Below are 12,343 nucleotides of genomic sequence, written 5' to 3'. Positions count from 1 at the left end.
TTTCAGGAGACCAGGCATGAAAGCTGAAGATAAAAAGCAGCGCGAGATCGAGGCCCGTCGCCGCATCAGCCAGATGCCGGACCCTGTCGCGATGTTGCAAGATCAGGCGTCGCGTTATCCCGATCGAGAGGCCTTTGTTCATCTTCGTCACGCGGATGACATCGCGCCCCGGATTTACAGATATGCGCAAGCGGCCGATATCGCAGCGCGGTTTGCCGGAGCGTTGGTGTCGGCTGGCATCACCGAGAGTGACACGGTGGCGATCGTCGCGCCGTCCCTGCCCGAAACGCTGCTGGCGCTCGCCGGCACCGCAAGCGTCGCCATTGCCTTCCCGCTCAATCTTCTGCTTTCGGCCGAAGCGCTGGCTGCCCAACTCAGATTTGCTCACGTCAAAGCGATTGTGGCGTTCGGCGCGCATCCCGCAATGAAGCTTGCCGAAACGGTGGCACAGGCCGTGCGTATCGCGGGGGTGGACATCGTCATCGAGATCGATGCCGGCCATGGCGCGTCGGCCGAACTCGCGCAATGCAGCGCACGCCATTTCAGGTGGGACGACTTCCTTGCCACCGGCGACCCGACCGCTATCCCGGCGGTGTCCGGCGCACGACCCGCCTTTCTGTTTCACACGGGCGGCACCACCGGGGCTCCCAAGCTCGCCGAGCTCAGCCTCGATGCGGTGATGGCGTCGATCCATACGTCGTCGGTGGGCATCGGCTGGCGGGATGGTGAGCGCATCCTTCAGCTTTTCCCCTTTTTCCATGTCGGCGGTGCGTTTATCGTCGGCCTCGGTATCTTTTCGGCCGGGGCTACGCTCATGAACTGCAGCATCGCCGGCGCGCGGGATCCCGATACGGTCGCAGCGCTATGGCAGATTGCCGCGCGCATGAAGACGAACATCATCGCCCTTGCGCCCGCATCATGGTCGCAGATCGCGGCGCAGGGCGAACCTTCGGCCCGGTGGCCCGAATTGCGATCGATGTTCACGGGTGCCGCCTCCATCCCCGCCGAGCTGGTCGATCGTCTCGTAAAGCTCGTCGGTGTGCCGATGGTCCAGGGCCTCGGGATGACCGAGATGAGCGGTGCGGGCGCCTATCAGGTCATGGATGGCGTGATGCGCGAACAGGCGGTCGGCTATCCCGCGCCTCTGCTCGAGGCGCGTCTCGTCCCGATCGCGCCGGATGCGCCGCATGAGCTGTACGTGCGCGGGCCGATGCTCTTCAGCGGATATCGCACCGTGGATGGCCTGGTCGATGGCCTCACCGACGGCTGGTATGCGTCGGGCGACCTCGCCGAATTCCTGCCCGACGGCCAACTCAAGCTGCTCGGCCGCGCCAAGGACGTGATCATCCGCGGCGGCCACAATATCGATCCGCTTGCGATCGAGGATGTGGTGGCTCGCCATCCCGACATCGTGATCGCCGCAGCGGTGGCCATGCCGGATGCGTTCGCAGGCGAATTGCCAATCGTCTATGCGGTTCGCAAACCCGGGGCGAAAGTATCCGAAGCCGAACTGCTCGCTTTTGTCGGGGAAGGGATAGACGAGCCCCCAGCCCGCCCGAAGCGCGTGATTTTCGTCGACGACCTCCCGCTCACCCTAGTGGGCAAGATCGCGCGCTATCAACTGCGGCAGAAAGCCTCGGCCATGCGGATGAGCGAGCTCCTGCAGGGGGTCGCTGGCATTGACAGCATCTATTGCGACGATCTCGGCGCGCGCCGGATCACGGTCGCCTGGACCGCCGGAGCCGCGACTTCGGCAGCGCCCGAGGCGGACGCGATCGCGGCCACCCTCGGCCTTACGATCGTGCACAAGCATCATATATCCTGAGGAAATCGCAGTGACTCTTCCCAGCCTGTTCGATCGACTGCGCTTGCCGGTGATCGGCTCACCCATGTTCATCGTCTCTGGTCCCGAACTGGTGATTGCCCAATGCAAGGCAGGAATCGTGGGCTCTTTTCCTGCGCTGAACGCGCGACCCCAGAGTTTGCTCGACGAATGGCTGCACCGCATCACCGAGGAGCTAGCGGCCTGGGATCGGGACAATCCCCAGTCTCTTTCAGCGCCCTTCGCGGTCAACCAGATCGTTCACCGGTCCAATGGTCGCATCGATCAGGATCTGGCCGTGTGCGAGAAATGGAAGGTGCCGATCATCATCACCTCGCTTGGCGCGCGAGAAGATCTGAACGCGGCGGTTCACGATTGGGGCGGGATCACGCTGCACGATATCATCGACGATCCGTTCGCCCGCAAAGCCGTGGAGAAGGGTGCCGATGGCCTGATCGCCGTCGCCACCGGCGCGGGCGGTCATGGCGGCAGGCTATCGCCTTTCGCGCTCATCAGCGAAATCCGCCGCTGGTTCGATGGCCCATTGGCCTTGTCCGGAGCGATCTCGACCGGCGGCGGCATTCTGGCAGCGCAGGCCATGGGGGCCGATTTAGCCTATATCGGCACACCTTTCATTGCCACTACAGAGGCTAATGCCATCCCGGAATATAAGCAGGCTTTGATCGACAGTACGGCCAGGGACATCGTCTATTCGGACTATTTCACCGGCGTGCATGGCAATTATTTGCGCAGCTCGATCGTTTCCAGCGGGCTGGATCCAGACAATCTGCCTGCCGGTGACATAACCACGATGAAGTTTGACGACACGCTGGCCGCAAAGGTTTGGCGCGACATCTGGGCTGCCGGACAAGGCGTAGGCACAATCGAGGCTCTCACCTCCGCGGCCGATCTGATTGTCAGGCTTACAAAAGAATATAGTGTAGCCGGACAGCGGGTCTGCTCCCCACGCAGTCACGCAAGTGTTTCCGCTTTGGATCACTGACAAGGGTTTAGTCCGTTAACTCCGATGAAGCGATTAAAAGCTTCGTTTGGAGGCCGTTAGTCGCTCGCCAAAATCATCTAAGGGCTCATAAGGCTTTGGTGTCGAACTTTAGGAACATGAGCACACGGAACGTATGCGGTAGTACTTGGCTCCACCTACCATGTTTCGGTCTTCGACCCATTCCGGTCTCCCAGCCGCAAATTTATTCTGTCGAAACCTACCCTTCCGTATCGCGCGCTTGGAGCGCGGCGGTTCCCCTTCGTGTGATTTCACCTTCCAGATTTCATCCTTGCAGATCAAGGTGCCGGAATAATTTCTATCTTCGCTAAAGCGCGTCGCGCAAGGATCGAGACAGTTTCTTCGCCGCGCACCGTTCTGGATCGGCGAAAAGCCATGGTTGCCTTCGCGGCGAGCATAGCTGGCTATAACAGGGTAACAGACAGATCGAGATAACGGCCCTTCAGGGGGATCTTGGATGAATGGCGTAGAGAGGAAGGCCGGCGGCTTTTTCGGACTACCTGCAGTGATCCTTCGCGCTCCTCCCCGGTCAGCACGCTTCCAAGCTCGTCAACCGCAATATTATCGCGTCACACAATCTTATGCCGTGCCGGACGCAGTTTACGCAATGCTGACAACCAAGGCGAGATGGTCGCAAGGGGCAAGCATCATGAAAAGACATTTGGGCGAATGACCTGTGCGGATTTTTCGGATGCTATGCACTAAATATAGCACTTAAGTTATGCGCGCACGTATGTATAAAATTCCCATCGACGGCCCAGCTTTCTGCGAGCTGCAATTCTGATAGCCCAGAGCGATCAGTTTCCGCTGTCTACAATCAATGTATCCATTAATATTCATCGGCAACGATCTTCTATGAATTACTCAAATAATATGACTGATGAGTGATTTATATTATTGCTTTGGGGGCAGCATGACCAAGAACAAACTTACTCGTTTGACATCGGTAATTGCGATTTCGATTTTTGCCACACCAGCGGCCGCGCAAGATGTCTCGCCACCACAAGCCTCTCCTGATGAGGGCGCCCCTGACGGTGATATTGTCGTGACGGCAAACCGGGTTCAGACATTCGCGTCCAAAACCCCTCTTTCCCTTACTGCCCTGAGCGGGGACCAGCTCATTGAGCGCGGGGTTACCAATCCCACCCAGCTCAATGGCTTATTGCCGAACACCTCCTTGGTGCGAGGAGACGGACTTCAGATCACCATTCGCGGTGTTACGAGTAACGATGGCAGCGAAAAGGGTGATCCGTCGGCAGCATTTCTGCTGAACGGAATTTATCTGGCACGGCCGCAGTCGCAGGAGGTCAGTTTCTTTGACGTGCAGCGGGTGGAAGTGTTGCGTGGGCCGCAGGGCACGCTGTACGGTCGCAACACCACTGCGGGTGTTGTGAACGTCATCACCCATGATCCCGAATTCAACTTGGGTGCCCGGGCTGATGTGAGCTACGAAAGCTTTAACCATGTCAATGCGACTGGCATGGTGAATATTCCATTGAGCGATACCTTTGCCGTCCGGGCTGCGGTGAACTACGATCGTTCCGATAGCTATGCAATCAACGGGGCCAGCGACGGGTACAGTTATGACCCGTTCAAGGAGAATTTTTCTTCGCGTTTGACCGCGTTGTGGAAGCCGATCGACGCTATCAGCCTGAAAATCATCGGCGACTATTCCACGATGAAGGGCACGACGATCAGTTCTGCGTCGACCGAAAACTTTTTTGATCCGACTGCCCCTCTCTCGGATCCCACCACACTGACTGCGGTCAGGCCGATCTATGTCGGCGGATCTTCCCGCGATCTTCGCGTCAATAACTCGGCTCAGCTTATCCGTCCGTTTCGCGATGACCGGGAATATGGCATTAGTGGTGAACTGAATGTCGGCTTGTCCCGCGGCCTGGCACTCACGTATCTGGGATCGTACCGGGATTCAGATCGGAACAACCAGGCGACAGGTTTTGGCATCGGATTTACGGCCCCCGGTCAAAAATACTGGCAAATGTCGCATGAGGTCCGCCTCGCCTACGATAAGGGGCCGTTGCAGGTTCAGGTCGGTGGTTATTATTTCAAGGAAAAGTCCAGCATTGTCGCAACGTTCCTCAACCCTGTCGCTTTCGGTTTTCCTGACTATGTAACCGGGCTGAGCTTCGTTCAGAACCCGACTATTGCGATCAATAAGTCGGTTTTTGGGCAAGCCAATCTGGAAATTTTTCCGAACGTCCGCCTGACCGCCGGCGCGCGCTATTCCAACGATCGGAAATCTCGCCAGGGCATCACGCTCATCCTGCTGGATCCCAGCCAAGGGGTGCCTGGCAACAGCATTCTGTCCGCGATCAACGACGCGTCGCGTACCTTTTCGCGCACCACCTGGCGGGCCGGATTGGACTATGATTCACCAATTGGGCTGTTCTACGCTAGCGTTGCAACGGGCTATAAGGCGGGCGGGTTCAACGATGGCTGCGCCATCGGATCGGGTGATTTCTGCTCATTCACCGAAGACGAGCTTTATTATAAGCCCGAGACCCTGACCGCTTATGAGGCGGGTGTTAAACTGCGCTTTGCCGACAACGCCGTTCGCTTGAATGCATCGATATTTCACTATGACTACAAGGGATTACAGGTCACGCAGTCTGGCGCTTTCGCAAGCTGCGGCGTCTGTCAGTTGACCCAGAATGCCGCTGCGGCGCAGATCGATGGCATTGAACTGGAATTCATCGCGCAGCCCGTCCGAGGCCTCCGGTTCCGAGCGGGTCTCGACCTTCTGGACGCCCGGTATGAGCGGTTTACGCCTGGTGTCCTTACCAGCGATCTGCCCATATTTGTCAACTTCTCCGGCCATCATCTGCCGCGAAGTCCATCTTCGGTCGTGACGGTGGGTATGGACTACACATATCCGCTGTCCTCAGGTGCTTCCATCGTTGCTCGGGTGAACACTAGAATGAGCGCGAAATATTATCTCACCGATACGGCCAATCTGATTGACTATTATCAGCCTTCCTACACCAAGACTGATTTGTCGATTACTTACAATGCACCCGATAACACATTCTATCTTGGTGCCTACGTTGAGAATCTGGAAGACAATATTGTCATTACAAACGCCAACTTCGGCTTTGACGGTCAATCGCAATTTCTGGATCCTCGGAAGTTTGGTGTGCGCGTCGGCGTCAAGTTCTGATCGAGCGGATGGTAGGGATATGAATGATATAACCGATATGATTGTCGGCTGCCGCGGACGTACAAATCCATGATGCCAATATTGGATCGCCGCACTTTTCTTACGGGCGCTGGCGCGATTTATGCGGGCGGGGCTTTTTCCGAGCGCCTGTTCGCCAAATCTAAAGTGCCATTCTTCCGGCGCGTTCAACGCCCTATCGGCCTGCAACTCTACACCCTCGGAGAAGTCGCGGCTCCAGATCTTGAAGGCACTTTATCCCGCGTCGCCGCAATCGGATACCGGGATATTGAGCTGGCCGGATTGTTCGGCCTCAAGGCGGTTGAAGTCAAAGCCGCTGCTGACCGTGCGGGACTTTCTCTCAGCAGCATGCATTTGTCCGGCTTGGATGGCGCTTCTCCCGGCACCTTATCATTCGATAGCGAGCCGCAACGACTAGCCGACGATTTGGGAACCTTGGGGATAAACCGGCTGATCCTGCCCATGCCGCCCTTTTCGGCAAGCGGCGCGCAGCCTTTTGCGGGCGAGGATTGGGGAGCCGCAGTGCTGCGCATTTTCACCGCCGCTGGAGCCGATCTCTGGAAACGCACGGCTGCGATGTTGAATGAAAAGGCAGCGGCCATGAAGCCGTTCGGAATTTCGGTCGGCTATCACAATCACAACATTGAATTCGCTTCGGTCGGGAGCATGACAGGATGGGACATCCTTTGGCAGCAAACGGATCCCGGCTTGGTCACTTTCGAACTCGATATTGCGTGGCTTGCCGCTGCGGGGCTGGATCCCATAGCATTTCTGCATAAGCACAGAGGCCGGGTTCGTCAGCTCCATGTCAAGGATGTCGGCGCGTCAACCAAGCCCAATTTCGCATTTCTGATGGAAGCGACGGAGGTCGGGTCGGGCACGCTCGACTGGGCCAAGATCCTGCCCGCGGCCTATGCGGCCGGGGTGCGGCATTTCTATGTCGAGCAGGAGGCCTTCACCACGCCGCCGATGGAGTCGATCGCGAAGTCATTCGACTATCTTTCAAAACTTGCGGCCTAGGAGGGCGCAGACATGAAAGACCGCGCGGTGCTTGACCGAAGGCAGTTGATCCAGAGCGCGATGCTGCTCGTGGGAATGGCGATTGTGCCGAGTGCTGTGTCAGCGGCATCTGCAGATACGCCAGGCGTTGCCACCCTCGGCCCTTTAAGCCGCGCTCTGGTGATCGCTCTGTCTGATGCCATCATCCCGAGGACGGACACGCCCGGCGCTGTCGATGCGAAAGTGCCTGCGCTGTTTGAGGAACTGCTGGACAAATGGGCCTCGCCCCAATCCCGCACCCAACTGCTCGATGGGCTCGCGGAGATCAACAGTGCCGCGCGATCGAGCAGGGGTCGGGGCTTTGCTGACCTGGACGATGCGCGACGCCAATCGGTTCTAGCTATGTTCGATGAGGGAGGCGCGAAAAACACCCCCATATTCGCGACCATCAAGATGCTGATCGTCTCGTTATATTACATGTCCGAACCCGGCTCTACCGCAGAGCTGCGCTATGAACATGTTCCGGGCCGATGGGATCCGTCGCTGCCGGTCACTCCTGAAACTCGCACGCAGGGCGGCGCTTGATCGCAGCGCAAAGGGAGCTACAAATGTTCGATGCAATCGTAGTCGGTTCCGGGATGAGCGGCGCAATCGCCGCAAAGGAACTGTGTGAACGCGGCCTTAAAACCTTGGTGATCGAGCGCGGGCGCAAGCTCGAGCACGGCACTGACTATACCGATTCGATGATGCCGTGGGATCTGCCGACGGGCAACATGATCCCGCAAGAGGAACTGGCGCGCGACTATCCCATTCAGAGTCTGTGCTACGCGGTGAACTCGGCGACCAAGCATTATTGGGTCAAGGATTCCGAGCATCCCTATTCCACGCCGGAGAACAAGCCGTTTCTCTGGATCCGCGGTTATCATCTCGGCGGCCGCTCGATTATGTGGGGGCGCCAGACATACCGCATGGGCGAAGTGGACTTCGCGGCCAATGCGAAGGACGGGCATGGATCGGATTGGCCGATCCGCTATGTCGATATTGCGCCATGGTACGATCATATCGAGAACTTTATCGGCGTTTCGGGGTCGAAAGAGGGACTGGATCAACTGCCGGATGGCAATTTTCTACCCCCGATGGCGCTCAACGATGCCGAAAGGGATTTCCAGGCGCAGATGGCCAAGGCATTTCCGGGCCGCCACGTCATCCCCGGACGCTGCGCGCACCTTTCCGAAGCCAAACCGCACCACATCGAATTGGGCCGCAACCCCTGCCAGTATCGTTCGCTGTGCGAGCGGGGCTGCACGTTCGGTGCCTATCACTGCAGTCTCAGTTCCTCGCTACCGGCGGCCGAGCGTACCGGGAATTTGACCATCGTGACCGATGCGATCGTCCACAGCGTCATCTATGATGCCAAGATCGGCAAGGCGACGGGGGTGCGGGTAATCGATGCCCATACCAAGGCGCATCGCAGTTATGACGCGAAGATCGTGTTCCTGTGCGCATCGACGATCCCGACAACTCAGATCCTGCTGAATTCACGGTCAGGCGACAATCCGAACGGCCTTGCGAACTCGTCCGACCAAGTGGGCCGGAACCTTATGGATCATATTGGAACCCAGGGCACCACGGGCATCTATCCCGGCTTTCTGGATAGAACCTATTACGGTCGACGTCCCACCGGCATTTGCATTCCGCGCTACCGTAATATCTCCGAAGACGGGGATTTTTTGCGTGGCTATCTGTATCAAGGCAGCATCACTCGCGGCGGATGGCGCGAAGCCGTTGCCCTCGCAAAAGGGACAGGCGCGGACTTCAAGGAGTCTATTCGCAAGCTCCCGCCCTGGACCATCAATCTCTATTCCTTCGGCGAGATGCTGCCCAATCCCAGCAATCGGGTAACGCTGCACGCCACCCGGACCGACCAGTGGGGCATGCCGATTGCGCATATCGACATTACCCACGGCGAGAATGAACGGAAGATGGCGAAGCAGATCGACGAAGATGCCGAAGCGATGTTGCGGGCTTCCGGGGCGACTATAGTGCCTTCTCAGCTGCTGCCGGGGCAGCCGGCTCCCTCTCCCGGCGAACTCGGCCCCGCGGGCATGGGCATCCACGAGATGGGAACGGCTTGTATGGGCAAGGATCCGCGCAAATCGGTCCTCAATCGCTACAATCAGGCGCACGACGTCCCGAACCTGTTTATCACGGATGGCTCGGCGATGGCCTCAAGCGGATGCCAGAATCCGTCGCTGACCTACATGGCCTTGTCCGCTCGAGCAGCGCACCACGCGGTTGAGTTTCTCAAGGCAGGGCAAATCTAGAGTTCCTGCTCAAGCGAGCAATATCGTGGCCAAAATCTTCAGAAGGAAACAGCATGAACGACATGGTCAAGGAATGGAGCATCGAGCAGGCGGAGACGGGGCCACTGGCTGAGGCCGTTGCCATGCAGATCCTCGCGCGTCGTCTGCCGAAGGCGGAATTGCATATGCATTTTCTCGGCTCCCTACGCCATACCTTTCCCGCCACGCAAAGCGCTTATGACAGGGTTGCGAAGGACTATGTCAATGCGGACGGGTTCTTCTCGGGCTTGCGAGACATTGCTGCTGCATTGGTCACGGAGGACATGTTCGAGGCCGCCACGATCCACGCGTTGCAGGACGCTGTGCGTTGCGGCTGTCGCCATATCGAGATGATGACCACTCCGGGAGAACTGCGGCATAGCCCCGTTCCCGTCGCCAAAGCACTGAGAGCCATGGGCCGCGCCTTCGACGAGATGAAGCGGCATAACGGTCTGAGCGGTGGGATCATTCTGGAAACCGATCGTGCCGATGACCCAGCCGTTGCCATGGATGTGATCGTCGAGGCTATGGCCGCCAGGGATGCGGGAGTGCCCGTTGTCGGCATCGGGAACGATGGCGCGTTCGTTCATCCGGTGCGGCTGTTCGCACCCGCTTTGGAATTTGCGAAGAAGGAAGGTTTTAGCACCACGTGCCACATCTGCACGCCGCAAGATGTCATGGATGGACTGGACTTGCCGCTGGACCGTGCTGATCACGCCTGCGACCTTCAGGGCCAGCCAGGCCTGATCGCTCAATACCGGGAAGCCGGAATAGGTATCACGTCTGCGATCACCGCCAATTGTTTCATGGCTCCCGGCCTTTTTCCTTCTCCATTCCATCATCCGGTCGATGAATTCCGGCGCGCTGGCCTCAACACCTGCCTTGGCACGGACGATCCAGCGTTTTTTCAAACGGATCTGGCCCAGGAATATGTTCTGGGCCAACAAGCCTTTTCATGGACACGGCAGGACATGATGGATCTGGCAATGATGTCGTTGGAAATGGCGTGGATCGAGGGAGCCGATCGAGACAGGCGTTTGGCACAATGGCGAGCGGAGGCAGAGGGCACGCTCGCCGATCCTCGAACGACCAAGGGAATGTGATGATCGCCAGTATCGCGCAAGATCTTGTCGTGTTGGGTGGACCCAAATTCGAGATTTCTACAATTCGGACATGGCACTGATCGACATTCATTCCGGACCAGAAAAATATAGAGTTTGAAAGACCGGAAGCAGAATTTTTCTACGCCGATCAGTTGTCGAAGCATGATTTGCGCGTTGAACGATCACATCGAATGAAGCTGCCCACATACTTAACCTCAACACGAGACAGCCATTGACCATTCCCTTGATTGATCTGACCGATTCCCTCGCACCCGACGAACCACGGAGGCACGTAGTCGCGGAACAGATCCGCGCGGCCGCGGAAACATGCGGTTTCTTCTACGTGAGCGGACATGGAATTTCCGCAGAATTAGTGCGTCGGCAGTTTGCTGTCGCTAAGCAATTCTTCCAGTCACCGACTGACGTCAAGCAAGCCGTCTCGTCACGGCCGGATGGTGCGATGCGGGGCTATGGGACGATCGGCAGCCAAACATTGGATGCCGCCGCGCACGACGATATTAAGGAAAGCTATCAGTGCGGTTGGGAATGTGCAGCCGACCATCCGTATGTCCTAAAAGGATACTCATCTTATGGTCAAAACCTGTGGCCAGAGGGGGTTTCCGACTTCCGGGAAACCTGCGAACTTTATATGGAGAGTGTAAACGACTTGTCCCGAACGTTGCTTCAGCTACTGGCGCTTTCTCTGGAGCTTTCCGAAGATTATTTCCAAAAGCTCAACGTCCATCCTTCCGACACACTCCGTCTTCTGTGGTACCCGCCGCATTCCGCCAAGGCCGACTCCCGCACCTTTGGCGCGGGCAAACACACGGATTGGGGCGCGATTACTATTCTCGCCCAAGATGCGAATGGCGGCCTAGAAATCCAGATGCGGGACGGCAGTTGGGTGTCGGCCGACCCTGTTGATGGAACCTTCGTCGTCAATCTGGGCGATATGATTCCACGGTGGACAAACGGCCTTTACCACTCAAACTTTCATCGCGTCATCAATAAGAGCGCGGGCCGACGCAATCGACAGTCCGTCGTGTTTTTCACAGATCTCGATTTTGAGGCGTTCATCGAACCCATTCCCGGCGCGCAAAGTGCCGATCGCCCGCCGCTCCTCCCACCCTGTACGGTCGGCGAGCATATGGTCGCGATGGTACAGAAGACCTATGGCTGAGCCGCGATGATGAATGTCATATACACAATTCTCTGCCGCGACATTGATGCCCAACTGTCTTTTTATCAGGCTATGTTCGGCTGGCAGGAAGCCACGCGCTATCGCAGTCCGATATTTCGGGCCCTCCAAGCCGACAATTTGTTGTTCGGCTTTCACGCACCCATGGCACGCACGCTTTTGAACTTGGAAGACGCGTCCGTTGGGGTGCCCGGGGATGGTGGGTTTCCGACCATCGAAATGCCTTGTTTTGAAGAGGTTGACGCCACAGCCGCGCGTGTCGGGACGCTCAACGGAACATTGGTAAAAGCGCCTTTCGTGACCTATTATGGTCAATGGCAGGCGGTCCTGCGTGATCCGGAGCAGAATTTGTTCCGCACCGCCTCGCTTCACCTTCCCCCCGGGATCATTGCGTCTCCAATAACGTTTTAACCAAGCGGTAACCGTTGCCTGGATCCCACTGTTCGTCTCAGCAAATCCATCTTTAAATCCGTCGTTGGCGGACCTCAAGAGCTCCGATGTGCGTGAGGCCGTGTACGATGGCAGCAGCGTCCGATCTCTCTATGTCGGCCCCGTGTCTACTCCTTACACACCGCAACCTGCATAGCGGCCAAAAAACGGCAAAAATTATATTCGCTATTTTGGCCGACTATGAGGGATAGAGCGGAAATCTGATACCTGCA

9 protein-coding genes are annotated in these 12,343 nt (G+C 57.5%); all 9 read left to right on the top strand.

Annotated elements, in window-relative coordinates; all coding sequences use genetic code 11:
• Window positions 1-16 precede the first annotated feature (16 nt).
• Complete coding sequence (locus tag FHS49_RS08310) at window positions 17-1,825, top strand: AMP-binding protein (RefSeq protein ID WP_184017175.1); 1,809 nt, start codon at window positions 17-19, stop codon at window positions 1,823-1,825.
• A gap of 10 nt (window positions 1,826-1,835) precedes the next feature.
• The gene (locus tag FHS49_RS08305; RefSeq protein ID WP_184017173.1) at window positions 1,836-2,825 is read left to right on the top strand and encodes a nitronate monooxygenase; all 990 of its coding nucleotides are present in this window, start codon (window positions 1,836-1,838) and stop codon (window positions 2,823-2,825) included.
• A 931-nt stretch (window positions 2,826-3,756) separates the two neighbouring features.
• The gene (locus FHS49_RS08300) at window positions 3,757-6,021 is read left to right on the top strand and encodes a TonB-dependent receptor (protein WP_184017171.1); all 2,265 of its coding nucleotides are present in this window, start codon (window positions 3,757-3,759) and stop codon (window positions 6,019-6,021) included.
• Between the two features lie 69 nt (window positions 6,022-6,090).
• Window positions 6,091-7,059 (top strand): sugar phosphate isomerase/epimerase family protein, encoded by a 969-nt coding sequence (locus FHS49_RS08295; RefSeq protein ID WP_184017169.1) that lies wholly within the window; start codon window positions 6,091-6,093, stop codon window positions 7,057-7,059.
• Window positions 7,060-7,071: 12 nt separating this feature from the next.
• Window positions 7,072-7,623, top strand: a complete 552-nt coding sequence (locus FHS49_RS08290; RefSeq protein ID WP_184017167.1) for a gluconate 2-dehydrogenase subunit 3 family protein — start codon at window positions 7,072-7,074, stop codon at window positions 7,621-7,623.
• A gap of 23 nt (window positions 7,624-7,646) precedes the next feature.
• Window positions 7,647-9,362, top strand: coding sequence for a GMC family oxidoreductase (locus tag FHS49_RS08285; protein WP_184017165.1), 1,716 nt, complete (start codon window positions 7,647-7,649; stop codon window positions 9,360-9,362).
• Window positions 9,363-9,415: 53 nt separating this feature from the next.
• Window positions 9,416-10,483, top strand: a complete 1,068-nt coding sequence (locus tag FHS49_RS08280; RefSeq protein ID WP_184017163.1) for an adenosine deaminase family protein — start codon at window positions 9,416-9,418, stop codon at window positions 10,481-10,483.
• Between the two features lie 232 nt (window positions 10,484-10,715).
• Window positions 10,716-11,663: an isopenicillin N synthase family dioxygenase gene (locus FHS49_RS08275; RefSeq protein WP_184017161.1), complete on the top strand. Its 948-nt coding sequence runs from the start codon at window positions 10,716-10,718 to the stop codon at window positions 11,661-11,663.
• A 6-nt stretch (window positions 11,664-11,669) separates the two neighbouring features.
• Window positions 11,670-12,092 (top strand): VOC family protein, encoded by a 423-nt coding sequence (locus FHS49_RS08270; RefSeq protein WP_184017159.1) that lies wholly within the window; start codon window positions 11,670-11,672, stop codon window positions 12,090-12,092.
• Window positions 12,093-12,343: the final 251 nt, after the last annotated feature.

The sequence above is a fragment of the Sphingobium boeckii genome (assembly GCF_014199215.1).
GTDB classification, from domain to species: domain Bacteria; phylum Pseudomonadota; class Alphaproteobacteria; order Sphingomonadales; family Sphingomonadaceae; genus Sphingobium_A; species Sphingobium_A boeckii.
Note: the sequence above shows the minus strand (reverse complement) of the source record. Positions and strands in the feature narration are given on the sequence as shown.

Bases quoted from the DNA above. Each gene is read 5' to 3' on its own strand.
- FHS49_RS08310 (WP_184017175.1), top strand. From the start codon at position 17: ATGAAAGCTGAAGATAAAAAGCAGCGCGAGATCGAGGCCCGTCGCCGC.
- FHS49_RS08300 (WP_184017171.1), top strand. From the start codon at position 3,757: ATGACCAAGAACAAACTTACTCGTTTGACATCGGTAATTGCGATTTCG.
- FHS49_RS08295 (WP_184017169.1), top strand. From the start codon at position 6,091: ATGATGCCAATATTGGATCGCCGCACTTTTCTTACGGGCGCTGGCGCG.
- FHS49_RS08290 (WP_184017167.1), top strand. From the start codon at position 7,072: ATGAAAGACCGCGCGGTGCTTGACCGAAGGCAGTTGATCCAGAGCGCG.
- FHS49_RS08285 (WP_184017165.1), top strand. From the start codon at position 7,647: ATGTTCGATGCAATCGTAGTCGGTTCCGGGATGAGCGGCGCAATCGCC.
- FHS49_RS08280 (WP_184017163.1), top strand. From the start codon at position 9,416: ATGAACGACATGGTCAAGGAATGGAGCATCGAGCAGGCGGAGACGGGG.
- FHS49_RS08270 (WP_184017159.1), top strand. From the start codon at position 11,670: ATGATGAATGTCATATACACAATTCTCTGCCGCGACATTGATGCCCAA.